This window comes from Oribacterium sp. Sow4_G1_1 (genome assembly GCF_052116105.1).
GTDB lineage: Bacteria > Bacillota > Clostridia > Lachnospirales > Lachnospiraceae > Oribacterium.
The window spans coordinates 60,279-86,267 of the sequence record NZ_JBQKLS010000004.1 but is presented as its reverse complement, the minus strand read 5'-3'; the positions used below and the strand labels follow the sequence as shown (position 1 = coordinate 86,267).

Here is a 25,989-nt window from a genome sequence, read left to right as displayed (position 1 = left end):
TATGCCGTGTAGCGTCAGTCGTCACTTCGCCGGCTGCCCCTCGTCAGGATCAGCAGTCGAAGGAGCTGCAGCAGAGACGATGCCGCCGCGGCGACATAGGTAAGTGCGGCGGCTGTCAGAACCGCCTTCACGCCGTCAAGCTCCTCTTCGGTCAGCACCTGATTCTCGCGCAGCGTCTTCACCGCGCGGCGGGATGCGTCGAACTCGACCGGAAGGGTCAGCAGCTGGATCGAGATCGCCACGATAAAGGCGATGATGCCGATTTTGATGAGCGGCGACCAGCTGATGAGGATCCCGAAAAAGATCAACGGAATCGAGATCTTCGAAGCGACGGCACAGGCCGGCGTGATCGTGCGCGTCAGCACCAGCGGCCCGTAGCAGACGTGATCCTGGATCGCATGCCCGCACTCATGGGCCGCGACACCGATGGCTGCGATCGAGTGGCTGTTGATGGTTGATTCACTCAGGTTCAGAACTTTCTTACTCGGCACATAATTATCCGTCAGATTTCCGGCGATCCCCTGCACACGGACATTCGTGATGTCGTTCCGGCTCAGGATCAGGCGTGCGGCATCCGCACCGGTAATGCCGGCGCGTGCGCCGATCTTCGCATATTTCTGAAAGGTCCGGTTGACATTGGCACTTGCCAGCATCGAGACGATGAAGCCGATCAGTACCAGTACATAGGTCGGATCATAAAACATCGGATATCCATAGTAACCGTACATAGTATTTCCTCCTGCCATTAAATATCACGGGGGAGTGCCGCCCGTAGGGCGCGGGGGTCCCCGTGATGCCTTAGTGGCGAACGTATTCAAAGCTGTGCCTTATGCACAGCTTCTTTGTATATCACGGGGGAGTGCCGCCCGTAGGGCGCGGGGATCCCCGTGATGCCTTAGTGGCGAACGTATTCAAAGTTGTGCCCTACAGTGTACGACATATTCGTGATCAGTGTATGTAAAAAGTCTAAACTTTATCTGAAGAATCAGAAACGATGTCCGCGCAGGAAATCCTCAGCCTTCATGCGCTTCTTGCCTTCGAGCTGCAGCTCCCGGATAAGAAGTGCACCCCGACCACAGCGCACCACCAGCATCTTCTGGTCGGCATATACATGCCCTGCCTTCGTTCCCTCCGGCATCGTTCTGTCCTGCTCCGGCATCATCACGGCCACCTCCGGCAGCGGATACTGCTTACACTCCGCGTCCGTCAGTACGTCGACATCCCAGAGCTTCAGCTGCTTCCCGCCGAGGAAGCTGTAGGCGGATGGCCATGGATTCAGACCGCGGATCTTCCGCTCGATGACCACCGCATCCTCCGTCCAGTCGATGCGACCGGAGGTCTTCGTGAAAAGACCGACCTTCGTCGCCTGGGATGCATCCTGTGGCACCGGCGTGATGCTGCCGTCCTCGAGACCCTCGAGGGTCTCCACGATCAGCTCCCCACCGAGCTTCGCCAGCTTATCGAAGAGCGTGCCGCCGGTTTCCTTCGCCTCAAGCGAAATCCGCTTCATCATCAGGATATCACCGGTATCGAGGCCCTCATCCATCTGCATGGTCGTGACGCCCGACTCGGCATCGCCGTTCAGCACGGCCCACTGCACCGGCGCCGCGCCACGGTACTTCGGTAGTAGCGAGGCATGCACATTGACACAGCCATACTTCGGTATCTCAAGGATATCCTTCGGCAGGATCTGTCCGAATGCCGTCACGACGATCACATCCGGTGCGAGCGCACGCATCTCTGCCTTCAGCGCCTCATCCTTCCGGATCCGCTCCGGCGTCGCTACACGGATTCCGTAGCCCTCCGCCGCGATACGCACATCACTCTTCTGTGCCTCACCATGCCGTCCCTTCGGACGATCCGGCTGTGTAATCACGAGCGGGATCTCATAGCCCGCCTTCACCAGTGCATCGAGCGTCGCCACCGCAAAATCCGGTGTTCCCATGAAAATAACCTTCACCTCTTACCTCCATCCAAGGGCATTTACAACATCATAAGTGTACAAAATCCATCAGGGGTTCCCGGAGGACCGTCAACAGAAGCCATACGAAGGGACCGTGTGAAATCAATCCAGGTCCCCTTAGCGGCACTTGGTGTCATCTCTCCCTGGAACCCTCTGCAACGCTGAGTTTTCATAAAGAAAACTCAGTGATTGCAGAGGGCCTAGTGCCGCTTAGGGTCCCTGGGTTAGATTTCACCGGTCTCGTAGTACTGTGCTTCTGTTGAAGGCCCTCCGGGGTCCTGGCTGATCACTCGAAGTCCTCGAACTCCTCCTCGTCGAGGTTCTCGTAGTTCACGTCCTCGAGCTCTCCCTCGACCTTCGAGGTGTAGAGGATGCCGTGCAGGTGGTCGTTCTCATGCGCCATCGCACGTGCGAGCAGACCCTCACAGTCGAAGGCATACGGCTGCATGTTCGCATCGAGTGCCTCGACATGCACCTTCATCGCTCTCGTCACCACGCCCTGCTTGCCCGGTACGGACAGACAGCCCTCGTCACCGGTCTGGGTCTCGTCGCCAATCGGGGTCACCGTCGGATTGATGCAGATATAGCGCTGGCCATCACCGATGTCGATGACGAACAGCTGGCGAAGGATGCCGACCTGCGGTGCAGCGAGTCCGACACCGTTCGCCGCATACATGGTTTCAAACATGTCGTTGATGAGGTCGATGGTACGATCCGACACCGCCTTCAGCGGCTTGCACTCCTTCTCCAGAATCGGGTCTCCAATTTCACGAATGGTTCTTAATGCCATAATACTCTCCTAACTACTGTAAATCAAAATTCAACAGCACGAGGCCGCGACGGTCGTGCTGACGTACACGTTCGGTAAAATGATCCCGTAACCTGATGATTATATCATGAGACGGGTGTTTGATATAGACGATTTTTCGATAGACGTCGTTGATCCGGTAGACCGAGGCCTCGAGCGGTCCGATCAGCTCGGCACCCTCGGCACTGCAGTCGAGCTGGAAGCCCTCCGCCGCAGCGGAACTCACCATGGAGAGAAAATCCTCATCCTTGCTGGCGAGCTGGATCGTCATGAGGCGCTCCGTCGGCGGATACCCCATCAGCTTCCGGAAGCGGAACTCCTTTTCATAGAAGGCCCTGTAGTCCTGCCGCTTCGACAGCACGATCGCATAGTGATCCGGCTGATAGGTCTGGATGATGACCGTACCGGCCTGCGCACCACGACCTGCCCGCCCGGCTGCCTGGGTCAGCAGCTGGAAGGTGCGCTCCGAGGCCTTGAAGTCTGGTGCCGAGAGATTGAGGTCCGCCGCGATGAGCCCGACGAGGGTCACATCCGGGAAGTCATGTCCCTTCACGATCATCTGGGTACCGATCAGGATGTCCGCCTGGTGCTTTCGGAACTTCTCAAGGATACGCTCGTGGTCCCCCTTCCGCTTCGTCGTATCCGCATCCATACGGAGCACCGACGCCGTCGGGAAGACCTTCTTCACATAGCTCTCAAGCTTCTCCGTACCGAAGCCGAAGGGCGCGAGGTAAGGGCTTCCGCAGCTCGGGCAGAGCTTCATGAGCCGTGTCTGGTAGCCGCAGTAGTGACAGCGCAGGGAACCATCCCGGTGCAGGGTCAGGGTGATGTCGCAGTGCGGGCACTTCAGCGCCTCACCGCAGCTCCGGCAGGACACGAAATTCGAGTAGCCGCGCCGGTTCATGAAGAGCATGATCTGCTCCTTCTTCTCGAGCTTCTCCTGCATGAGCGTATAGAGCCGCTCCGAGAGGATGCTCCGGTTTCCCTTCGCCAGCTCCTCCCGCAGGTCGATGATCTCGGTCTCCGCGAGCTTCGCACCGGCGTGGGCCCGCTCCAGCAGCTCGAGCAGCTGCACCTCGCCCCGGAGAGCGGCGCTGTAGATCGTGAGGGACGGCGTCGCTGATCCATAGAGCACCGGACAGCCTGCAAGACGCGCCCGCTCATACGCGACATCCCGCGTCTCGTAGCGGGGTGCCGTCTCCGACTTGTACGCCGACTCATGCTCCTCATCCATGATGATGAGGCCGAGCCGCTCGAACGGCGCAAATACGGCTGAACGTGGGCCGATGAGGACATTGACCTCGCCGCGCTCACACTTCGTATACTGCTCGAAGCGCTCGCCGATGCTCATCCGGGAATTCAGGATCGCGACCCGGCCCTGAAAGCGGGTCGATACGCGGCGCACCGTCTGGTAGGTGAGCGAGATCTCTGGAATCAGCAGGATCACCTGATCCCCGCGCCGGATCACCTCCTCCATGATGTGGAGGTAGACCTCGGTCTTTCCAGAGCCCGTGATCCCGTGCAGCAGATAGCGCGGCACAGGATGTCCATCCGCCGGAGCTGCTTCGCCCGCTGCCTTCGCTTCGGCCAATGCAGACGTCCCGGTGCTCTCCGGTTCCGCGGTTTCCGTATCTCCCGGCACACTCGTGACCGGCGAAGCCGTGCGCTTCGCCACACAGGCCTGGTACCCCGCGATGACGGCAGCGGCCGCCTGGGCCTGTGCCGGATTCAGATCGTGGTACTCATCCTGCTCGTTCTGATACATGCGGATCGGATCGATGCGGCGGGCATTCTTTCGCACGGTCCGGCGCACCGGCAGGACCGTCTTCAGGCACTGGTTCATCGTCGTCCCGTATTCGGTCGACATCCAGGCGGCGAGGTGGATGAGCTGCTCCTGTACGGAGATGGCATCCGGGATCACCGCGACGATGTCCTTCACCTTCGACGGATCATAGTCGAAGTTTTCCCGAAGACCGACGACATAGCCGGTTTTCTCTGCATTGGACGCACCAAAGGGGATCGTGACACGATCCCCTACGTGAAGGTCCATGCCCTCCGGAATGTGATAGGTATAGGCACGGTCCAGTGCTTCATTTGTGATGTCAATGATGATTTCTGCGTACATCAGCACTGTTCCTGTCTGAAGTCACGCACGATTTCGGACAGCTTCATGCTGTTCGAGCCCTTGAAGAGGAGGACATCCCCGCTGCAGGCGATGGCGTGAAGGGTGTTGCGGAGCTCCTCGAGATCCGTGAAGTATTCGATCGTCGGCACGCGGCGTGCGGCCTCGTCCCCGATCGGCTTGTGCGGCTCGGCGACCGCGTTCTGTATTCCCTCGCCGATGGCAGCGGCCCGCTCTCCGTACAGGAAGACCGCATCGATCGGCAGGGTCGCGAGGTAGCTTCCCACCTCGCGGTGGTAATCCAGCGTCTTCTCACCGAGCTCGAGCATATCGGCGAGAACCGCGATGTGACGTTTTCCCTCGAGGGCGGCGAGGGCCTCCAGCCCTGCCTTCATGGACGCCGGTGATGCGTTATAGGCATCATCGATGACGAGGACCCCCTCCTTCGTACGGAAGGTCTCTCCACGGCCGGCGAGCCCGGAGAAGTTCTCGAGCGCATGCTGCGCCGACGCTTCATCGACACCGAGCGCCGTCGCGATATGCATCGCGGCCGACGCATTCTGAAGCATGTGGCTGCCCTTCACCATGAGGTGAAGATCATAATCTTTCATTTCATACGACCGGAGCTCGAACATCTGCTCCGTCGCGATCCCGAAGGCATGGATCTCCTCGAGCGTCAGCTTCGAAAGGATCGCGTCGTCCATGTTCAGGTAGAGTGCGCCACCCTCCCGCATGCCGTCGAGGATGTGCAGTTTCTCCCGGAGGATGTTTTCCTGGGTCTTCAGCTGCTCGATGTGGGCGATGCCGATGTTCGTCATCACCGCCATATCGACACAGGCGATCTGCGCGATCCGGGTCATCTCTCCCGGCTCCGACATGCCGAGCTCGATCACCGCCGCCTCCGCACCGGAGCGGGCCATCTGAAACATGGTGATCGGAACACCCACCTGGGAGTTCGCATTGCCCGCCGTCTGAAAGACCTTCTTTCCTGCCGCGATCGCGGTCGCGATCATGCTGCGGGTCGTGGTCTTCCCGACCGAGCCGGTGACACCGATGACGGTGCCGTGGAACTTCTTCCGCTCCATGTAGCCGATCTCCTGCAGCGCCTTCGTCGTGTCCGTAACCTGATAGAAGCGGACCGCCGGATGCTTCGCCTGCAGCGCTTCGATCGGACGGGAGCTGAGCACGGCGACCGCGCCGTTCGCGATGGCCATATCGATATAATCATGTCCATCGCTGTGCTCACCGATGATCGGCACGAAGAGGGCATGCTGCATTTTCTTCCGCGAGTCGAGCACGATCTCCTCGATGCCCTCGTCACTGAATCCGAAACTGATATCCGCTGTATTCATACTGTTCTCCATCAAAGCTTATACTTCGCTGCTGTCTCGAGGATGACCTCCCGGTCGAGGAAGTGGGTACGCACGCCCTTCACCTCCTGGTAGTCCTCATGTCCCTTTCCGATCACGGCGATCATGTCGCCCTTCTCGGCGTGGGTCATCGCATATTCGATGGCCTCACGGCGATCCGGAATCTCGACATAGTGTCCGCCGGCCGGCACGAGAGTGGACTTGATATCCGCGATGATGTCCGTCGTCTCCTCATCACGGGAATTATCCGCCGTGAGAATGCTGAAATCCGCGAACGCGGCCGCCGCCTTGCCCATGCCGTAGCGACGGTCCTTCGCACGGTTGCCGCCGCAGCCGAAGACAACGACGAGACGCTTCGGATGAAGCTCCCGTAAGGTACTGAGCAGATTTTCCATCGCCATCTCGTTGTGCGCATAGTCGACGAGCACCGACATCGTGTCGTTTTTAAAGACGATCTGCGTACGTCCGTCGACGTGCACACGCCGGAAGGCGCTCATGATCGCGCGATGCGGGATCCCGATCAGCGACAGTACGGAAATCGCGGCCATCGCATTGTAGACATTGTACTTCCCCGGCATATCCATCTGGATCTCGAGCTCCGTGTGGCCACTCACATCGAAGCGGATCCCGACGAAGTCCGGACGGTTCACGTGTTCGATGTTGTCGGCCATAAAGTCGGCCGTACGGTCGATCGCATAGGTAAACATCTTGCACGGCGCACCGGCAAGGAGCTCATCCGCATAATCCGCATCGAGGTTGATGATGCCGACACGGGACTGTTTGAAGATGCAGCTCTTATAGTACTTGTACTCCTCAAAATCCGCATGCTCGTTCGGTCCGATGTGATCCGGCTCGATGTTCGTGAAGATGCCGTAGTCGAAGGTGATGGCGTCGACACGGTGGAGCTTGAAGGCCTGGCTGGAGGCCTCCATCACAACATAATCACAGCCCTCATCCCGCATCATACGGAAGTAGTGCTGGAGGTCATAGGACTCCGGGGTCGTGTTCTTCGTCGGAAGGTGATGCCCGCAATACTCGACACCGGTCGTACCGATGCAGCCGACCTTCTCGCCGGCGTCCTCGAGGATCTGCTGGATCATGTGGGCGGTGGTCGTCTTGCCCTTCGTTCCGGTGATAGCGATGACCGTCATCTCCCGGCTCGGATGATCGAAGCGTGCCGCACTGAGCGCCGCGAGGGACGCCCGCGCATTCTCCACACGGATGATCGCAACCTCCGCCGGCACGGTCTCAAGCGCGAGACCAAACGCAGAAGGATCCTCCTCGATCACGATCGCCTGACAGCCCTGCGCGATGACCGCCGGGATGAAGCGATGCGCATCGACATTGGCACCCTTCATCGCATTAAAGACGGTTCCCTGCACTGCTTTTCTCGAATCAAACACGACCTCCCGGACATCCGGCACCGAAGTGTCACCATGGACGGTCTCATACTGTATGTCACTCAGCCAGTCTGCAAATTTTGCCATAATCTTTCTCTTTTCGTCTTAAAAGTAGATCGGCCCTCCAGGGATACCAGAGGGCCGCAACAGAGATCATCAGAAGAGTCCGGTGATCTTTCCGTCCTTTACATCGATGCCGAACGCCGCCGGCTTCTTCGGGAGACCCGGCATGGTCATGATGTCACCGGTGAGGCAGACCACGAAGCCGGCACCCGCCGATACATAGGCATCACGAACCGTGATACGGAAGCCGGTCGGACGGCCGAGCTTCTTCGCATCATCGCTCAGACTGTACTGCGTCTTCGCCATGCAGACCGGAACCTGACCGAAGCCGAGCTCGGTGAGCTTATCGAGGGCCTTCCGTGCCTTCGGCTCGTAGTTTACACCATCCGCACCGTAAATCTTCGTCGCCACGGCCTCGATCTTCTGATAGAGATTATCCTCAAGCTTCTGTACCGGCGTGAAGTGCGCCTCCTTCTTCTCGAGGGTCTCCAGCAGGGTCTTTGCCAGCTCGACGCCGCCCTTGCCGCCTTCCCCATGTACCTTGGAGAGTGCGAACTCTGCACCACGCTCACGGCAGAAGTTCTCGACGAACTGAAGCTCCGCCTCGGTATCCGTCGCGAACTGATTGATGGCTACCACAACCGGGATACCATAGCTCTGCAGGTTCTCGATGTGCTTCTCGAGGTTCACGATGCCCTTTGCGAGTGCATCGAGGTTTTCCCCGGCAAGCTCTGTCTTCGGCACACCGCCGTTGTACTTCAGTGCGCGTACGGTGGCAACCAGTACCGCTGCATCCGGCTGGAAGCCGGCCATCTGGCACTTGATGTCGAAGAACTTCTCAGCACCGAGATCGGCACCGAAGCCGGCCTCCGTCACCGCGATCTCACCGAGCTTCAGTGCGAAGCGGGTCGCCTGGACGGAGTTGCAGCCATGCGCGATGTTCGCGAACGGGCCGCCATGCACGAGGGCCATGTTGTGTTCGAGGGTCTGGATGATGTTCGGCTTGATGGCATCCTTCAGCAGTGCAGCCATGGAGCCGACCGCCTGCAGATCCGCTGCGGTGACCGGTTTCCCATCGACATCGTAGGCCACGATGATGCGGGCGAGACGCTTCTTGAGATCCTCCATATCGTCTGCGAGGCAGAGGATTGCCATGATTTCGGACGCCACGGTGATGACGAAATGATCCTCACGTACGACACCGTCGGCCTTTCCGCCGAGTCCGATCACGATGTTTCGGAGCTGACGATCGTTCATATCGACGCAGCGCTTCCAGTTGATGGCCTTCAGGTCGATGCGAAGCTCGTTGCCCTGCTTGATATGATTATCGAGGAGTGCGGCGAGCAGGTTGTTTGCGCTCGTGATGGCATGGAAGTCACCGGTGAAATGAAGGTTCAGATCCTCCATCGGAACGACCTGCGCATATCCGCCGCCGGCCGCGCCACCCTTGATGCCGAAGCACGGTCCGAGGGACGGCTCACGCAGTGCGACCACGGTCTTCTTTCCGAGCAGATTCAGTGCGTCGGCGAGACCGATCGATGTGGTGGTCTTCCCCTCCCCGGCCGGTGTCGGATTAATCGCGGTGACCAGAACGAGCTTTCCGTTCGGACGATCCTTGATCTTATCCCAGAGATCGTCGCTCAGCTTCGCCTTGTACTTTCCGTACTGCTCGAGTTCATCCGCCTCGATACCATACGCAGCCGCTACGTCTGTGATGCGATTCATCGTAGATTCCTGTGCAATCTCAATATCAGACTTCATCTCTTACCTCTTTCTCTCATAGCTTCTAAGTGTTGTATTTTCAGGGACGCGCCCTCGAAAACTGTGGCAAAGCGGTCATTTACGCCTCCGGTGCTTCTTCAGGAGAACAATGTATCCGACGGCGCATCGTCACATCCCAACCGGAGCACGAACGACCTGTGACGTCAACCGTTCGAGATCAGTTCGTCGAACTCGGCGAGCGTCATGATGATCTTCCGTGGCTTCGTGCCCTCCTCCGGACCGACCACGCCGGCCTCGGCGAGCTGGTCCATGATGCGGGCTGCACGGTTAAAGCCGATGCGGAACTTTCGCTGGAGCATACCGATCGAGGCCTTCTCGGTCTCGATGATCAGCTGGCCGGCCTCGACGAAAAGCTCGTCCTGGTTTCCGGCACCGCCGAGACTGCCCTCGCCGCCACCACCGGCCTGTACCTGCTGCTGTATGCGTTCACTGTACTCGACCTCGCCCATCTCCTGCTTGATGAAATCGACGACATCGGATACCTCCTGATCGGAGACGAAGGCACCCTGCACACGCACCGGCTTCGGGATGCCCTGCGGGAAGAAGAGCATATCGCCCTTTCCGAGCAGCTTCTCGGCACCGTTCATGTCGATGATGGTACGGCTGTCGGTACCGGACGAGACGGCGAAGGCGATACGGCTCGGAACATTGGCCTTAATCAGACCCGTGATGACATCCACCGTCGGACGCTGGGTCGCGATGACGAGGTGCATGCCGGCGGCACGTGCAAGCTGCGCGATACGGCAGATGGCGTCCTCTACCTCCTGGCTCGACACCATCATAAGGTCGGCGAGCTCATCGATGATGATGACGATCTGCGGCAGCTTCTCCGGCTTCTGATCCTCTGGGATCTCCGGATCATTCCGCACGGCCATGATTTTCTCGTTGTATCCCTTGAGATCACGGGAGCCGCTCTCAGCGAACTTCTTATATCGATCCGTCATCTCGGCGACCGCCCAGTTCAGCGCGGAGGCTGCCTTCTTCGGATCGGTCACGACCGGAATCAGCAGGTGCGGGATGCCGTTGTAGACGGAGAGCTCCACGACCTTCGGATCAACCATGATCATGCGGACATCCTCCGGCTTATACTTGAAGAGGAGGGACATGATCAGGGTGTTGATGCAGACCGACTTACCGGAGCCGGTGGCACCTGCGATGAGCAGATGCGGCATCTTCGCGATGTCGGTGACGATGGTCTTACCGGCGATATCCTTACCGACACCGAACGCGAGCTTCGCCTTCGCTCCCTGGAACTCACTGCTGCCGAGCACATCCCCGAGGTAGACGGTCGCACCGTGCTTGTTCGGCACCTCGATGCCGACTGCTGACTTGCCCGGGATCGGCGCCTCGATACGGATATCCGCCGCGGCGAGACGCATCTTGATATCGTTTGTGAGCGACACGATCTTCGACACCTTCACACCGATCTCCGGCTGCAGCTCATACCGCGTGACGGCCGGGCCGATCGAGATGTTCGTGATCGTGACATTGACACCGAAGCTCTTCAGGGTTTCCTGGAGGGTCAGCGCGTTCTGGCGGATTTCCTCTCTCGTATCGAAGTCCTGACGTGCCGGCTTCTGCAGGAGGCTGAGCGGCGGGATCACGTAAGGCTTCTTAGGCTTCTTTTTCTCGAGAATCTCCTGCTGGACCTTCGCGTTATCCGCATCCGTCGGTGTATTTTCCTTCTTCTCACGGTCGAGCTGTGACTCGATTTTCTTTTTGATCGGCTCAACATCCGCGTCAATCACCTGACCGTTCGAGGCCACGATGCGCCGTGTTCCCTGCTCCATATCACCGCGGCCGATGGTGGCCACGCCGTTGCGAGCGACGCTTACCTCATCATCACCCGCATAGGCCGCGGCCGACTCTGTATCATCGCTGTCCGCGAGCGGGTGCAGCTCTGCATCGAGCGCAGCTTCATCTTCTATAGTCAGTGTATCGTCCGCTGTATGGGCGTGCGCATCCACCAGGATCCGTGTATCCTTCGCATACGGATCGGACGTCTCCTCTGCGTGTCGGGCAGTCGCAGCCGCCCCAGCGTCCATGTAGCTGTCCATGAGGTTCTGCTCATCCCACAGGCTGCCGCTGATCGGGAAATCTTCATCGAGGGCCTGCACCTGCATACCCGCTGGTTTCGCAGCTGACTGCTCAGCGACCGTCATAGTTGCCGACGCCGTGTTCGCTCCGGTCCGGATCGGGATGACGTTCTCCGCGCTGGTCACCGCTGTTGTGTTTCCTCCTGGGGTCGTCACTGCTTCCGCAGTGCTTCCTGCCGCAGCTACCACGGCATCACTGCCCGGCATCGTCGCGCGGTCGTCCCGTGTCACCGGGGTATGACGGACGTTCAGCGGCAGCTCGACACTGTTCGCTGCATTTTCATCCGGACCGAGGATCGCACCCATGCCGGTGATCGTCGGCTCGGCGTTCAGCTTCGGCTCAACCGAGACAGGCTGCTTCACATCAGCACCCGCCCCGAGGGCTGCCTCATAGGCGGCCGTGTCGTCGAGTGCCGGGATCGTAAACGGATCCTCCGGCACCGCTGTCTGCCGGGCGGTGGTCTGATCGGCAGCATTGGCCTCCGCAGACACCGTCGCCCCTGCACTCATCTCGGAGAGGGACTGATGTGCAGAAAGATCGATCGCCTGCATATCAACACCGGCCCGACGTGCACGCAGCTCCTCCTCCCGGGCGAGACGACGCTCCTCCCGGTGGAGACGTGCAGACTCCGCCACCTGTGAGAAGTCCTCCCGCGCACGATCACGGGCATGGGAAGCGGCACGTGCGGAATGCTTCGCGATGATACGTGCGAGTGGCTTTCCGGTGGTATAGATGAGGCACACGAAGCTGGCCACGATGAGGATCAGGGCCGCGCCGACCGTACCGGCGATCGTATGCAGCACCATCGCGAGGGCACCGCCGACGATACCGCCGCCGATGCCGAGCTCCGCGCCCTCACTGTAAAAATCCATCAGGCTCATGTCCTGCACGCCACCTGCGGTAAACAGCTGGAAAAGCGCCGACAGGAACACCAGCATGAACAGCGCCGAGCTCATACGGAGCGTTGCGTGCGGGTTATCGATGTTCGAGAGGATGAAGGCCACCACGAAGCACAGCACGATCGGAAAGAGATAGCCGACCACGCCGAAAAGTCCGAGCTGCACAGCCTTCAGTGCTGCGCCGATCGGACCACAGAGACCCAGATTCGACAGAAACAGAAAAAGCGAGACGGCGAAGGTGATGATGATCGCGGCCTCGTCCCCCATCAAGGGTGCATCATACTCCTGTGCCTTACTGCTGGAGCGCGCCCTGGTATTTGCTGTCGTCTTCGGTTTATTCTTGCTGCCCTTCGGTCTACCCATATCACCTCACCTGCTCGTAATATCTGAATGTAACTTTAGTATTATACTCCAAAACTCCAGCAAAATCTATATCTAAAACAGGCGTTTGCGTCTATATCGATACTTGTGCGTGCTCGTTCAGAGCAGCGCTTCCTTGAACGCAGACGGATTAAAGTGATAATAATGCGACGGTCGACCCTGACGCGGCGTTTTGGTATCCGGAGCGGTATCACGGAAGCGGATCATATCGAGATCGTAGAGCTTCGCGAGGATACGGCTCGCGGAACGCATCGTGATGCCAAGCTTCTCGGAGAGCGCATGGGAGCTGATCAGCTGCGCCTCATTCTGCTCGAAGATGCTGATCAGCTTCAGGATATTGGTCTCGTTGATCCCGTTCTCTCTTGCAAACGCAAGTGCCTTTTCATTCGAGTAGTTGTACATCAGCTGATTATCCGCACTGAGCGGTCCGGTGATCTTATCCTCTTCGTCCATGAAGAAGGCATCATTGCGGCCATAGCGATCCGCCTCCATGAGGGCGTGCTCCGCGAAGTAACGTGAGCGCTCATAGGACGGACTGACACCGGCACCGATGCGGAACGGGAAGTTCAGCTCCTTCTTCAGGATCAGCAGCAGTGTACGGATCGTATCGAGCTGTGGCGCACCGGACGGGACCTGCACATGGATCTCGAACTGGTTGAAGCCCTGGGAGATACGGAAGTGCAGATGGTTCGCCTTCCGGTAGTCCGCCAGCAGCTTGTAGACCGTCGCCTCACGGTACTCCTGCTCCTCCTGCTCGACATCCTCGTCAAACGGCAGACGCATCAGGATGCTGAGCTCATCCTTCAGATTGATCGAGTCCAGACGGAGCTCGTTCAGTGCGGAGCGGATCGACTTCACGATCATATCCTCCGAAGGGAACACGGCAACATACGGGATATGCAGCTCATCGAGGCGGGTCAGGTTATTGATGGACCGGGACAGGATCAGATCGATCTTTCCTTCATCCCAGAGCTTCTTCGCATACGCGGTGATATGCCGGTAGTCGTAGTGCGTGTCCTCGAAAAAGTACGGACAGTTCTCCTTCTTTACATACTGCGGCACTTCCATATAGTTGTTTGTCGTCGTCAGGAAATCACAGAAAACACGATTCAGCTTCGTCTCCGGATGGTCGATCTGAAACTGCAGCAGGATCGACAGCACATCGATCGGCTCATATGCCGTGAAGGTACATGGGATGCGGTTATCCGGAAACTTGTTCTTGATATAGTGATAGCCCAGCTCGCCAGAGAAGAAAATGACATCGCACTTTCCCTTCACATCCTGGTAGATGGCATCGATGTCACTCATCTTTCGATAGATATACTGAAAAAACTGACAGCCGAAATCATGCTCTGCGATGACCTTCTCTACAGGCTCCAGCGAATGATCCGGGCTTACAATTGCAACATTAATCATAGATCTGCTCCATACTCTTCGACCGCGCGAACATCAGATGCATCCTTCATGACACAGATGCCTTTGACCGCTCAGTGGATGCTTCAACGGATGCATACGCTGGGCTTCGTTCTGCGCGATACTGTAAATTACGACTTGCGTCTTTTATGCGGAGATTAGCACTGCACATCGCGAAAGTCAATCAAAAAGAGGGCTGCGCACAGGCAGTCCCCTTATGTCGTAAGCGTTCAGCCAGGGGCTCCTGGCTGAACACTTACGATCTCATCGTATATTTCGTTTTATTCAGTTCGTTCTTTTCCGAAGAAGAACACCGTCAGGGTTCCAGGGCCGGTATGACATCCAATGGTCGGGCCGATCGGATAGATTCGGATTTTCCCCTTCAGGTGCTCGAAACGGGACTCGATCATTTCCCGCAGCTTCTCGGCATCCTCCTCGCACTCGGAATTTCCGACGAAGCAGGTATCGCTGTACTGAAGTCCGTTCTCCGCAAGCTCCTCCATCTTCTCTTCGAGCCGTGCGATGGCCTTCCGCTTACCACGAAGCTTTTCCTTCACCTTGAGGGTTCCATCCTTCACGAGCTCGATCATCGGACAGATATTGAGGATCGTACCGATCGCACCGGAGGCCTTCGATACACGACCACCCATGATGAGAAACTTAAGGTTCGTCGTCAGTACCAGGTGCTGCACCTTATGCTTCTCCGTCTCTGCGTAGTCACGAAGTGCGTCGATGTCCATCCCCTCATCCCGTAAATCGCAGAGCTTATCCATAAGCAGTCCGTAGCCAGAGGATGCGCAGAGGGAATCCACGATGTAGATTTTCCGCTCCGGGAAGGCTTCCTGCAGATCCTCGGCTGCGATCCGTGCAGAGTTGAGGGTACCGGAAATACCGCTCGAAAGCGTGACATGCAGGATATCCTTTCCTGCCTCGAGGTATGGGCGGAAACGCTCGACGTACTCCTCGACATTGACCTGTGAGGTCTGCGAACGTTCACCGGCCAGCATACGGCGATATACCTCGGACGAGGAAATCGAGTGTCCGAAATCGTCGAGGTACTCATCGTCTCCGACACGAAGGTGGAAGTAGCAGACATTGACCTCGCGCTCCTGGTACCAGGACTCCGGCATATCCGCCGTTGAGCAACAGCTGAGTATATAAGAATGCATAGTATGATCACTCCTTTTGAAACATTGAGCCTATCATACACCCGCATGCACATAGTTTCAATAACTACTTGTAAAATTCTCCATAACCCCGTTGCATGTTCGTTAAAACAATTTGTTTCGATTAAAGTGAGGCCCAGGAGGGCATCATTGTTTCAGCGAATCCACTTCTTTGAGAAATGGGTATCAAAGAAACTGATGAAGGGGCCGAGGCCGAAGGCGCAGATCAGGGTACCGAGGCCGATAAGTCCGCCGAGCAGGAAGGTGATGAGCGCGGTCAGGGCGTCCGTGAAGACGCGGCAGCCGAAGTATGGAAATGGGGTATGGTCGGCGAGACCGATGGCGAGATAATCGTACGGGGCGATGCCGAGGTTCGCGGTCTGGTACATTGAAACACCGACGGAGGTGATCACGACACCGAGAATCACGAAGATCAGCTGTACCGGAAAGGACGACGCCACGCCGAAGATCTGTTCGATGTGCTGATAAAAGAAGGTCACGATGTAGCCGATGGTCACCCAGTTAAAGAAGGTGCCGAGACCGATGTATTTCCGGCCCCAGAGGATCTCGACTATGAAAAAGAGCGTGTTCGCCATCAGATTCATGGTGCCGAGGGAGATCCCGAGGAGCTCCGATGTCCGGAGGTTAAGCGCCGTGATGGAGTCATTGCCCAGCCCGGACTGCTTGAAGAAGGCGATGCCGAGGGAAATCACGACACAGCCGAGGAGCATACCGGCGATGCGGCTTGCACTGATCTTGTTATTCTGCATAGATGTTTCTTCTCCTCTAAAAGTTTATAAAAATTTAATGGGGTCAGACCCCATTAAGTCTGGCGCGGTGGGTCAGTCGCCGATGACGTTTCGGATGGCCACCGGGGTCCGGTAGTTCCAGCGGTAGATGCGGATACCGGAGCGGGTGGAAGCGGCGTTGACCACCTGGCCATTTCCGATGTACATACCGACGTGGTTGATCGTACCACTGCGGTTTGCGTAGAAAATGAGGTCGCCCGGGCGCATATTCGCACTCGTCACCTTCGATCCGCTCCGCGCCTGATCACGGGATACACGTGGGACAGAGATGCCGAAGTTCTTCAGTACTGACTGCGTGAAGCCGGAGCAGTCACAGCCATGGGTGAGCGAGGTGCCGCCCCAGACATAGCGATTACCGACGAACTGACAGGCGAAGTTGACGATCTTGTTTCGGAAGGCCATGGCCGCGTTCGCAGCCTCGACCGCCGGATAGTACTCGATGGCCTCCTGCAGTGCATACTGCACGGTGACGTTGCTGTCACGCGTCGAGACGAACGCTCCCTGATCTTCACCGTCATCATCACCCGCGTCCAGCTCGAGCTGTACCCAGCCGTCCAGCTGATTCAGTACATTATAACGCTGACCGGAGGTGACCGCCGTCCAGGCCTTCGAATCGGTCGAGGCCTCTGAGCGGACGTTCAGAGACTCCGTGTTTACAATCGCCATGACCTGCGCGTGCTGCACGGCGAGATTCTGCGCCGTATCGCCCGTCGCGATGAGGTCCTTCCGCACATAGCCGGTGACCGGACCGGACTGGATCTTATACCAGCCGTCCTCCTCGCCGAGGATATTGCAGCCGGCATAGCCTGGGAACTTACCGACGATATTATTGATTCCGTCCTCCTTCGGTGAGGAGCGCACGTTGATGTAGTCGCTTGCGAGGGACACACCGAGATGATCGTACATATTGAGCACCTTCGCCTTCAGGTTCAGGGTGCGCGCCTCGTCGAGGCCGTAGTCGATCGTCACATACTGAGGATCCGCCGACATATAGCAGGTGTCGATGGTATCGATGTTATCCGGCGCGATCTTGATCCAGCTCTGACCGGCACGCTCGAGTACCTCATACTTCTCGCCCTTCGCCGCGGAGCCGACCGTATTGCCGTCCTCGATGACCGGTCCCGAACGCATCCGGAGATGATCGGTGATGACGGTCGCACGCACGCGGATCAGCTCCGGCACCATCGCGATCGCCTCCTCGCCGGTCACGAGATAGCGCTTCGACATATAGCCATCCATCCCGCCGGACTGCACATGCACCCAGCCCTCGGCCCCCTCCGGATCCATCTCGAGGATGTTCACGGCCGCACCATTCGTAAGCTCACCCATGATGTTCGTGAGATCGTTCTGGTTCGGTGCCGAACGGAAGTTGATGTAGCTGTCACATTTCACGATGCCGAGCGTCGCATACTGCTGCAGCACCCGCTGCAACGTATCCGCCTGTATCTGATCGGTGAGACGCCGAATCTGCGATTCCGTCGAAATCGTTTCCGGGACCGCCGTACACTCACTTTCCGAGCTCAGCTGCTGCTCTTCCACGACGGCCTCCTGCTTCCCGCCGCGCACCAGTACGCGGATCAGGAGGCCCATAATCAGGACGCAGAAAACGAGCGCCGAAATCAGAAGAATCCTCTGCTTCGCCTCACTTCCCATACCCTGTTTTTTTCTGCTTCTTCCAGGCTTTCCCATAAAAATGCCCCTATCCTATAAACTCAAAATCACGAGCATTATAGCATAGGGGTCCTGTATTTACATTATTTTTTTCAGAAGCGCACGGCACAGCCGCCTGCGTTCCAGTCGCCTGCATTGCCCTGCGCCAATGCTTCCGTCCGTCACATCATCGCGCGAGCATCATACGGTCGTTCGCGAAGGTTCCGCCGGAGGCCTCCTCGAACTTCTGAAGCAGATCCTCGACGGTGAGCTTTTTCTTCTCTTCCCCGGCGACATCATAGATGATCTTTCCGTTATCCATCATGATGAGGCGGTTTCCGATGCGGATCGCGTCGTTCATGTTGTGGGTAACCATGAGGGCCGTCAGATGGTTCTCCCCGACGATTTCCTCGGTGAGAGCCAGGACCTTCGAGGCGGTCTTCGGATCGAGGGCCGCGGTATGCTCGTCAAGCAGGAGCAGATGCGGACGCTTGAGCGTCGCCATCAGCAGGGTCAGGGCCTGGCGCTGACCACCGGACAGGAGTCCGACCTTACTGGTCATACGGCTCTGCAGACCGAGGCCGAGACGCTCGAGCGCATCCTTATAGAACTCACGCTCCTTCTGGGTAACCGCCCAGCGGAGACGTCTGCGCTCTCCTCTTCGGAAGGCGAGCGCCATATTCTCCTCGATCTGCATGTCGGCAGCCGTGCCCTTCATCGGATCCTGGAATACACGTCCGATGTACTTCGCGCGCTTGCACTCCGGCTGCTTCGTGATGTTCTCACCATCGATCTCGATGATGCCGGAATCGACCGGATAGGCACCGGCGATCATATTGAGAAGGGTCGACTTGCCGGCACCGTTACCGCCGATGATGGTCACGAAATCACCATCGTTCAGGGTCAGGTTGATGCCACGCAGTGCCTTCTTTTCATTGACGGTTCCCTTGTTAAAGGTCTTTCGTACGTTCTTGATCACTAACATCGCTTATGCCTCCTTCTGCTCGAGTGCATCCGTCGCTTCCTCATCCTCGGATACACGCTCACGATAGCTCTTCGCTGCACGATACTTCTGCATCGCTACCGGGATACAGAGCGCGAGGGCGACGATAACCGCCGACAGAAGCTTCATGTCGTTCGCCTTCATACCGAGACGGAGCACGACGGCACGGATAACGAAGTAAATGACACAGCCGATGACCGCCGAGCTTAAACGCATTGCGAAATTACGTGCATGGGCGAAAATGACTTCACCGATGACGATGGACGCGAGACCGATGACGATCGCACCGGTACCCATACCGACATCCGCATACTTCGTGGACTGGCAGACGAGGGCGCCGGACAGGCCGCAGAGGACGTTCGCGATGACGAGGCCGAGCAGCTTCGCATGGTTCGTATCTACGCCGAGGGCCCGGATCATATCCTCGTTGTTACCCGTTGCACGCAGTGCCGCACCGAGTTCGGTACCGAAAAACCAGTAGAGAATGGCGATCAGTGCGATCGCGACGATGAGTCCGACGATCAGCGTCGCCTGCGACTGGGTGATGCCGAGCTTATCCACCCAGAAGGTGATGTCGGACGCAATCTTATTCACCGACTGATTCGACTTATCCGACATGATCCGGAGATTGATGGACCAGAGTGAGATCTGGGTCAGGATTCCAGCGAGGATCGCCGGAATACCGAAGAAGGTATGTAAAACACCGGTCACCGCACCTGCCACGCCACCTGCCAGTGAACCGCAGATCAGTGCGAGGGTCGGATCGAGTCCCGCGAGCATCATCGTCGCGCACACACAGCCGCCCAGTGCGAAGGCACCGTCCGTCGTCATATCGGCGATATTTAAAAGCTTAAAGGTGATATAGACGCCGAGCACCATCATCGACCAGATGAGTCCCTGTGAAACCGCGCCCAGCATGGATGCAAGTAAACCGTTCATGAGGTTTCCTCCTGTAATAAAAAATAAGGTTGTATCCTGCGCAAGAAAGCATCCTCCCAAGCGGTCTACATATTCTGTCACATAGACGCTTTAAAGCGCTGATACAACTTTCATAATCATAGGACTTTAGTACTTTAAAGTCAACAAGGAATATAAAAAGGGCGAAGCCTCTGCTCCGCCCTCGGTTCTGAAAAATAAATTTCGTTTTCATCCTCATCCGTGACGCCCCTGCGATGATGCGAAGAACGAAGTCTTTATATCCACCGCCCGGCACAGAAGGCTGAAAAGCGACTTACTTCTTGACAGAAGAAACATCGATGCCGAGCGTATCAGCGGTTTCCTGATTGACAGCGATCGTGCACTTATCCGCGCTGAGGTAGCCGATCGGGATATCTGCAGGATTCTTTCCATCCTTCAGGATCTCCACAGCCTGCTCACCTGCCATGTAGCCGAGCTGGTAGTAGTCGATGCCATAGGTTGCGAGGCCGCCTTCATTGACCATGTTCTCCTCACCACAGATGATCGGGATCTTGTTGTCGGTTGCGACAGAAGCGACGGTCGCCATGCCGGCTGCGATGGTGTTATCGGTCGGTGCGTAGATGACGTCAACCTTACCGATCATAGACTCCACGACGGTCTGGATCTCGTTCGAGCTGGAAACGGTGTAATCCGCATGTGCGAGGCCGGCCTTATCGCAGGCGTCTCTCGCCATCTGTGCCTGAATCTCGGAGTTCGACTCCGCGGTACAGAAAAGGATACCGACGGTCTTCGCATCCGGAAGAAGCTGCTTCAGAAGATCGATCTGCTCCGCTACCGGGGTCAGATCAGAGGTACCGGTGACATTTCCGCCAGGCGCGTCGTTGGAAGCTACGAGGCCGGACTCTGCCGGATCGGTTACCGCGGAAAGAACGATCGGGATGGTGGTCGTCGCCGCGGAAGCGGCCTGTGCTGCCGGCGTCGCGATCGCATAGATAAGGTCATCTCCATCATTTACGAACTTCTCAGCGATGGTCTGGCAGGCAGACTGCTCACCGGACGCGTTCTGCTGATCGATCTCATAGGAAATACCCGAATCATCGAGTGCCTTTACGAAGCCCTCGTTTGCCTTATCGAGCGCCGCATGCTGTACGAGCTGGAGTACGCCGATCTTATAGGTCTTACCGTCGGTCGCCTCGGCTGCCGCTGCGGTCGTCGCATCGGTCTCTGCTGCGGCTGCTGTCGTCTCTGCTGCTGCCGCGGTCGTCGCGGTCGGTGTGGAGCTGGAGCCACAGGCACTTAAGGAAGCCACAGCCATCATCGCGGCCATGGAAATCGCTGTAAATCTGTTCATCTTTTTCATAATGCATCTCCTCTTTCTCATCCGCTTTTATCCTTTAAAGTCTTAGAAGCTTTAACACTTTAAAGTGGATTAGTTATGAATGTATTATAGCGCGTATTTTTTCAAATGCAAGGATAAATTATAGAAAAGGCGCAGGCAATCACCTGTGTTTATATCTTCTATAGCTCTGATCGTTTAACCGCCCGGCTCAAAACATAAATAAAAGCCGCAGCATCTGCCACGGCTTTCGTTTTAAACTCACTCCTGATTTCAGAAGTTTTCGTTTCAGAATCTTTATTAGAATGTGACGACATCATCGATCGGACCGGTCCGATCGATCGACTCGAGCTCCAGCACAGGGCCCTCGCCGCTGTACTCCTCCCGCTCTTCCATCGAAACAGTCGCCGTGAGCTTCGCCCAGTCTCTCGTGTTATACGGCGCGATCACGGCCGGATCGCCCTTCGTTACGAAGCCGAGGAAGGTCATATCCTGTGCGCAGCAGGTCATCGCCATACGGCCTGGGATGAACTCGTTCGACGGCATACCGCGGCGCTTCAGAACCATACCGGTGAACGTGATCTTCTTTCCGATATAGCGCTCCGGGTTATCCATGCAGTCGACGAACCAGATGCCGTAGTCCTCCGGCTTCAGGTCAATGCTGTCGGCCGCGAGGTCATATGGCAGATCCTCCGGGAGCATGTCCTGCTGGATCTCGCCATTCTTGTCCTCGAGGATCAGCATTGCCCCCTGTCCCATCGCACGAATCTTACGACGGAAGTCCACCAGCTGATCGCTGGAAACGTCATCACAGCGGTTCACGATCGCGAGCTCCGCCTCCCGGAGCATCTGTCCGAGGAAGCTGCGCATATTGTTGTTATTGATGTAGATGCCGAGGGTGGATCCATCCATGATGGTGATGACCTGGTAAATCACCCAGCTCTCCGGCATCGACAGCGCGTAGTTCGCCGGACGTCCCTGATCCTTCGCGAGCTCCTGCTCGGACATCGGACCGTCGTAGAGATCATCCTGGTTCCACATACCGTTCCACTCAATGATGATACGCTCCGGTTTATACTCTGCCTGCAGCTTCGAGAGGTACGCCTCGTTGAAGTCGGTCTCCTTCTCCATGCGGATCGCGACCGTATGGTACTTCAGGAGCTCTGCCTCCTCGTACTCGGACTCACCCTCCTCGCAAAGGAGAAGCAGGGTCGTGCCCTCGGTCTGGAAATAATCCTGGGCCATGGTGTACTTGATGAACTCGGTCTTGCCGGCCTCGAGGAAGCCGTTGATCAGGAATACAGGAATCTGATCATCCTGTAACTCGTAATTATCACTTGTTGCCATAAAAACTCCTATTTATTCGCAGAATGCGTGCTTCAGTGCTTCTTCATCGAGATGAGCGCCGATCACGACGACCTTACCGGTGAACTCCGGAGAGCCCTCCCGTACATCGGTCTGACCCGGTACGAGGTCGAAGTACATCCAGTGACCACGGTTCTCCGCATCCTCGAGCATACCCTTGCAGCGGATGACGGTGCCGTAGGTCTCACCCTCGGCCATCTCGTGAAGGATGGACTCGAGCTTCGACTTACTAAACGGATGCGGGGTTTCCATGCCCCAGTTCGTGAATACTTCGTCCGCGTCATGGTCATGGCAGCAGCAGTGGCCGTGCTCGTCATGCTCGTGGTGATGGTGCTCGTGCTCCTCGTGATCATGGTCCTCATCCTCGTGATCGTGGTGGCAGCAGCAGTGCTCGTCCTCATCATGATCGTGGTGATGGTGCTCGTGCTCCTCATGATCATGGTCCTCATCGTCATGGCCGTGGTGGCAGCAGTGCTCGTCCTCGTCATGCTCATGCTCGTGATCGTGATCATGGTGATGGTGATGATGGTGATGGTGATCGTGATGATGGTGGATGGTGATGCCATTATCGAGGGTCTCGATCACATCGTGATCATCGTCGTCCTCTTCCTCACCCTCATGTGCATGGACTCTCTCCATGACTTCCTTCATCATGGACTCCTCGAGATCATCCTTACCGGAGATGATACGGATGAGCTGCTCACCGCTGAGCTGTGCCTCCGGGGTCGTCACGACCTGTGCCTTCGGATTGATCTCCTTCACGATCTTCACCGCAGTATCGACCTTCTCCTCAGCTGCAATATCGGTTCTCGACAGCACGACGGTACCAGCATAGAGAATCTGGTTGTTAAAGAACTCGCCGAAGTTCTTCGAGTAGAGCTTCGCCTTCTGTGCATCCACGATGGTCACCGCCGCATCCAGCTCGACATCGAGGTTAGCGGAAACCGCCTTCACCGCACCGATGATGTCCGACAGCTTGCCGACACCAGACGGCTCGATGATGATACGATCCGGCTTATATGTCTCCACAACCTCCTGCAGAGACTTCTCAAAATTACCAACCAGTGAGCAGCAGATGCAGCCCTGGTTCATCTCACGGATCTCGATGCCGGCATCCTTCAGGAAACCGCCGTCGATGCCGATCTCACCAAACTCGTTCTCGATCAGCACAACCTTCTCCGTCTTTAAGGCCTCATCCAGCAGGCGCTGAATGAAGGTGGTCTTTCCGGCTCCGAGGAAACCGGATACGATATCTATACGTGTCATATGATTACTCCTTCCAGTCATCATGTCATTTATCAGGACAATGCAAACGACCGTACGGTACATACCCGGCCCATAAGCTCCGGTAGCATAATACAATCGTACCTCACGGTTTATTAGCACTCTCTTTATAACACTGCTAAGTATAGTCAGCGCATTTCCGCTTGTCAATCAAGCAGCTCCGCAATCCGAAGAGTTTCGAAAGATTTAAGAGTTGAGGCCGCCTGCATTGGCCTCTCCTTCGGATGCGGAAGCGATCGTACAGTGGAAGAAAGGGCTCACTCAGAAAGGTAGTCGATCGCCTTCCGAAGGTCTGCGGCCTGCTCGATACAGATCGCTGCGCCACTCTCCTCGAGCTCCTCCTGCGTCCGGAAGCCGTAGATGCAGCCGATGGACGGGATGCCTGCGCGCTTCGCCGTTTCCATATCCGTGTTCGTGTCGCCGACATAGAGGCAGTCCGCTGCAGTCTTTCCGATGTGCGCGAGGGCATCATCGACGACGCCGGTGTCCGGCTTCAGCGGATGGGTGCCGTCATCGCCCGAGATATAATCGAAGTAGCCGGCGCCATAGGCAGTATCGAGGACCTTGATGGCTTCATGCAGCGACTTGTTCGTGATACAGGCGAGCTTCCAGCCCTCCGCCTTCAGTTCATCGAGACAGGCCTTCAGCCCCGGATACGGCTCCGCCTTGTAGGTGCAGTTCTCCTGGAAGAAATCCATGTACAGGTTCCAGGCGTCATCGAAAAGCTCCATCACCTCATCCGCCTTCTGGTCGAGATCGATCGCCCGGTCCTCGTCCTTCTCCTCCCACTTCTCCGCTTCTCTATAGTAACGGTCCGCCGTGGCCGCCAGGGCGCGCTCGACGAACTTCTCACCGCCGTTTCCGACGAACTTCTTCGTCTGCTCGAGCGTGATGCGGTCGAGGCCCAGCTCATCCATGGTTTTATTCATGGTGTCCTGGAGACTGTAGAGCGTGTTCACGAGCGTTCCATCGAGATCCATTAATAGTGCACTGTATTTCTGAGACATAGCAACCTCCTGTGTTTAAAACATGGAAATTATAGCACGAAAGGCGGCACTGCAGTATTAAATTCGTATAAACTGAGTGTTTACGAAAGGGGAGCCGTTACTGTTCACACGTGTACTGATCAAGCAGGGAACCGGAGGGCCTTCGTTTTTTATCTGCAGTTCAAGCGAAACCATGCTAGAATAACGGAATACGAAATCAGAAAATGGAGTTCATCTAAATATGAAGTTTTATTATGCAGTGCAGAAGGGGCGTCATCCGGGTGTTTATGAGAACTGGAGTGACTGCCAGAGAGAGGTGACCGGTGCAGCCGGTGCGGTCTTTAAGAAGTTTAAAACCCGGGCGGAGGCAGAGGCATTTGTGAAGGCAGATGGCTATGATCTGCAATTGCCGTTTGATGTGCCGGAAGTTTCGGATTCGTCGTCTGTTTCCGCTTCTGTCGCTTCCAGAAGTATGAAACCTCAACGTTCTACCGAATCTGCGAAAACGTCCATTTCCAGACGAAGCGCGATCCCATCGTCTGCAGGCGGTGCGAAGGCCTCTTCCAGCCGAACGGCCATCGCTCCGAAGGGCCCGCTCTTCCATTCCGTCTCGGATGTGACGCGGGAGGATGTGATGCAGGAGCTTTCAGCGGTCGAGACCGAGGCGCTCGCGTACGTTGATGGCAGCTTCAATCTCTCGACGGGTGTCTATGGTTATGGCGGGGTGCTGCTGTGTCGGGACGGAAGCATTCGCCCGCTTCAGGGGCACGGACGAGACGAGACCTTACGTACGATGCGGAACGTCGCGGGCGAGATTCATGGCTCGATGGCGGCGATACAGGCGGCAGCCGATGCCGGCATCGCGAGCATCACGATCTTCTATGATTATATGGGCATCGAGATGTGGGCGAACGGCCAGTGGAAAACGAACAAGGAAGGCACACGTGCATACAAGGCCTTCATCGAGGCGATCCGACCACGCATAGAGATCCGTTTCCAGAAGGTTGCGGCACACACCGGCGTCCGCTTCAACGAGCTCGTCGACCAGCTCGCGAAGGCCTCCGTCGGCATCGCCTGACGTCAGTTTATGGGGTCTGACCCCATAAACTTCTGTTTAGATTCTGTTTATAAAAATTTAATGGGGTCAGACCCCCTTTACGAAATTCTTAAGCTT

The 25,989-nt window shown here is 56.9% G+C and carries 19 protein-coding genes; 1 reads left to right on the top strand and 18 read right to left on the bottom strand.

Features of this window, described 5'->3' with window-relative positions; translation table 11 throughout:
• Positions 1 to 14 precede the first annotated feature (14 nt).
• The 18 genes from ACTQ52_RS04260 to ACTQ52_RS04175 all read right to left on the bottom strand — a co-directional run bounded on the left by ACTQ52_RS04260 (position 15) and on the right by ACTQ52_RS04175 (position 24,836).
• The gene (locus ACTQ52_RS04260; protein WP_441981893.1) at positions 15 to 728 is read right to left on the bottom strand and encodes a zinc metallopeptidase; all 714 of its coding nucleotides are present in this window, start codon (positions 726 to 728) and stop codon (positions 15 to 17) included.
• Positions 729 to 985: 257 nt separating this feature from the next.
• Entirely contained in the window at positions 986 to 1,960 is a 975-nt protein-coding gene (gene fmt / locus ACTQ52_RS04255) for a methionyl-tRNA formyltransferase (RefSeq protein WP_441981892.1), read from the bottom strand.
• A 289-nt stretch (positions 1,961 to 2,249) separates the two neighbouring features.
• Complete coding sequence (gene def, locus ACTQ52_RS04250) at positions 2,250 to 2,753, bottom strand: peptide deformylase (protein ID WP_441226294.1); 504 nt, start codon at positions 2,751 to 2,753, stop codon at positions 2,250 to 2,252.
• Positions 2,754 to 2,766: 13 nt separating this feature from the next.
• Complete coding sequence (gene priA / locus ACTQ52_RS04245; protein WP_441981891.1) at positions 2,767 to 4,896, bottom strand: replication restart helicase PriA; 2,130 nt, start codon at positions 4,894 to 4,896, stop codon at positions 2,767 to 2,769.
• The gene (locus ACTQ52_RS04240) at positions 4,896 to 6,245 is read right to left on the bottom strand and encodes a UDP-N-acetylmuramoyl-tripeptide--D-alanyl-D-alanine ligase (protein WP_441226296.1); all 1,350 of its coding nucleotides are present in this window, start codon (positions 6,243 to 6,245) and stop codon (positions 4,896 to 4,898) included. Before ACTQ52_RS04240 ends, priA begins: the two co-directional genes overlap by 1 nt.
• Positions 6,246 to 6,256: 11 nt before the next feature.
• On the bottom strand, positions 6,257 to 7,750 hold the full coding sequence (locus tag ACTQ52_RS04235; protein ID WP_441981890.1) for a UDP-N-acetylmuramoyl-L-alanyl-D-glutamate--2,6-diaminopimelate ligase: 1,494 nt from the start codon (positions 7,748 to 7,750) through the stop codon (positions 6,257 to 6,259).
• A gap of 69 nt (positions 7,751 to 7,819) precedes the next feature.
• A complete protein-coding gene (locus tag ACTQ52_RS04230; protein ID WP_410043047.1) occupies positions 7,820 to 9,487 on the bottom strand; it encodes a formate--tetrahydrofolate ligase in 1,668 nt (555 codons plus the stop codon).
• Positions 9,488 to 9,651: 164 nt separating this feature from the next.
• Positions 9,652 to 12,867 carry a DNA translocase FtsK 4TM domain-containing protein gene (locus ACTQ52_RS04225; RefSeq protein ID WP_441981889.1) on the bottom strand — a complete coding sequence of 1,072 codons (3,216 nt, stop codon included), beginning with the start codon at positions 12,865 to 12,867 and terminating at the stop codon, positions 9,652 to 9,654.
• 117 nt (positions 12,868 to 12,984) lie between these two features.
• Positions 12,985 to 14,301, bottom strand: coding sequence for a MarR family transcriptional regulator (locus tag ACTQ52_RS04220; RefSeq protein WP_410043049.1), 1,317 nt, complete (start codon positions 14,299 to 14,301; stop codon positions 12,985 to 12,987).
• 278 nt (positions 14,302 to 14,579) lie between these two features.
• Complete coding sequence (locus tag ACTQ52_RS04215) at positions 14,580 to 15,467, bottom strand: DegV family protein (protein WP_441226300.1); 888 nt, start codon at positions 15,465 to 15,467, stop codon at positions 14,580 to 14,582.
• 152 nt (positions 15,468 to 15,619) lie between these two features.
• The gene (locus ACTQ52_RS04210) at positions 15,620 to 16,234 is read right to left on the bottom strand and encodes a YczE/YyaS/YitT family protein (RefSeq protein WP_410043051.1); all 615 of its coding nucleotides are present in this window, start codon (positions 16,232 to 16,234) and stop codon (positions 15,620 to 15,622) included.
• Between the two features lie 72 nt (positions 16,235 to 16,306).
• Positions 16,307 to 17,926, bottom strand: a complete 1,620-nt coding sequence (locus tag ACTQ52_RS04205; RefSeq protein ID WP_441981888.1) for a C40 family peptidase — start codon at positions 17,924 to 17,926, stop codon at positions 16,307 to 16,309.
• 184 nt (positions 17,927 to 18,110) lie between these two features.
• Positions 18,111 to 18,908: an ABC transporter ATP-binding protein gene (locus ACTQ52_RS04200; protein ID WP_410043053.1), complete on the bottom strand. Its 798-nt coding sequence runs from the start codon at positions 18,906 to 18,908 to the stop codon at positions 18,111 to 18,113.
• Positions 18,909 to 18,911: 3 nt separating this feature from the next.
• On the bottom strand, positions 18,912 to 19,865 hold the full coding sequence (locus ACTQ52_RS04195) for an ABC transporter permease (RefSeq protein ID WP_410043054.1): 954 nt from the start codon (positions 19,863 to 19,865) through the stop codon (positions 18,912 to 18,914).
• Positions 19,866 to 20,157: 292 nt separating this feature from the next.
• Positions 20,158 to 21,204 (bottom strand): ABC transporter substrate binding protein, encoded by a 1,047-nt coding sequence (locus ACTQ52_RS04190; protein ID WP_441981887.1) that lies wholly within the window; start codon positions 21,202 to 21,204, stop codon positions 20,158 to 20,160.
• A 276-nt stretch (positions 21,205 to 21,480) separates the two neighbouring features.
• Positions 21,481 to 22,527, bottom strand: coding sequence for a TIGR03943 family putative permease subunit (locus ACTQ52_RS04185; RefSeq protein WP_441981886.1), 1,047 nt, complete (start codon positions 22,525 to 22,527; stop codon positions 21,481 to 21,483).
• A 12-nt stretch (positions 22,528 to 22,539) separates the two neighbouring features.
• A complete protein-coding gene (locus ACTQ52_RS04180) occupies positions 22,540 to 23,811 on the bottom strand; it encodes a GTP-binding protein (RefSeq protein WP_410043057.1) in 1,272 nt (423 codons plus the stop codon).
• Between the two features lie 275 nt (positions 23,812 to 24,086).
• Positions 24,087 to 24,836 (bottom strand): HAD family hydrolase, encoded by a 750-nt coding sequence (locus ACTQ52_RS04175; protein WP_441226306.1) that lies wholly within the window; start codon positions 24,834 to 24,836, stop codon positions 24,087 to 24,089.
• A gap of 220 nt (positions 24,837 to 25,056) precedes the next feature.
• Between ACTQ52_RS04175 and ACTQ52_RS04170 the strand changes: the two genes are divergently transcribed.
• Positions 25,057 to 25,893, top strand: coding sequence for a ribonuclease H family protein (locus ACTQ52_RS04170; RefSeq protein ID WP_441981885.1), 837 nt, complete (start codon positions 25,057 to 25,059; stop codon positions 25,891 to 25,893).
• The last annotated feature ends 96 nt before the right edge of the window (positions 25,894 to 25,989 follow it).

Coding starts and splice junctions, on each gene's coding strand:
- ACTQ52_RS04195 (WP_410043054.1), bottom strand. CDS start 19,865: ATGAACGGTTTACTTGCATCCATGCTGGGCGCGGTTTCACAGGGACTC.
- ACTQ52_RS04175 (WP_441226306.1), bottom strand. CDS start 24,836: ATGTCTCAGAAATACAGTGCACTATTAATGGATCTCGATGGAACGCTC.
- ACTQ52_RS04240 (WP_441226296.1), bottom strand. CDS start 6,245: ATGAATACAGCGGATATCAGTTTCGGATTCAGTGACGAGGGCATCGAG.
- ACTQ52_RS04180 (WP_410043057.1), bottom strand. CDS start 23,811: ATGACACGTATAGATATCGTATCCGGTTTCCTCGGAGCCGGAAAGACC.
- ACTQ52_RS04190 (WP_441981887.1), bottom strand. CDS start 21,204: ATGAAAAAGATGAACAGATTTACAGCGATTTCCATGGCCGCGATGATG.
- def (WP_441226294.1), bottom strand. CDS start 2,753: ATGGCATTAAGAACCATTCGTGAAATTGGAGACCCGATTCTGGAGAAG.
- ACTQ52_RS04235 (WP_441981890.1), bottom strand. CDS start 7,750: ATGGCAAAATTTGCAGACTGGCTGAGTGACATACAGTATGAGACCGTC.
- ACTQ52_RS04185 (WP_441981886.1), bottom strand. CDS start 22,527: ATGGCAACAAGTGATAATTACGAGTTACAGGATGATCAGATTCCTGTA.
- ACTQ52_RS04170 (WP_441981885.1), top strand. CDS start 25,057: ATGAAGTTTTATTATGCAGTGCAGAAGGGGCGTCATCCGGGTGTTTAT.
- ACTQ52_RS04260 (WP_441981893.1), bottom strand. CDS start 728: ATGTACGGTTACTATGGATATCCGATGTTTTATGATCCGACCTATGTA.
- ACTQ52_RS04230 (WP_410043047.1), bottom strand. CDS start 9,487: ATGAAGTCTGATATTGAGATTGCACAGGAATCTACGATGAATCGCATC.
- priA (WP_441981891.1), bottom strand. CDS start 4,896: ATGTACGCAGAAATCATCATTGACATCACAAATGAAGCACTGGACCGT.
- ACTQ52_RS04210 (WP_410043051.1), bottom strand. CDS start 16,234: ATGCAGAATAACAAGATCAGTGCAAGCCGCATCGCCGGTATGCTCCTC.
- ACTQ52_RS04205 (WP_441981888.1), bottom strand. CDS start 17,926: ATGGGAAGTGAGGCGAAGCAGAGGATTCTTCTGATTTCGGCGCTCGTT.
- ACTQ52_RS04225 (WP_441981889.1), bottom strand. CDS start 12,867: ATGGGTAGACCGAAGGGCAGCAAGAATAAACCGAAGACGACAGCAAAT.
- ACTQ52_RS04215 (WP_441226300.1), bottom strand. CDS start 15,467: ATGCATTCTTATATACTCAGCTGTTGCTCAACGGCGGATATGCCGGAG.
- ACTQ52_RS04220 (WP_410043049.1), bottom strand. CDS start 14,301: ATGATTAATGTTGCAATTGTAAGCCCGGATCATTCGCTGGAGCCTGTA.
- ACTQ52_RS04200 (WP_410043053.1), bottom strand. CDS start 18,908: ATGTTAGTGATCAAGAACGTACGAAAGACCTTTAACAAGGGAACCGTC.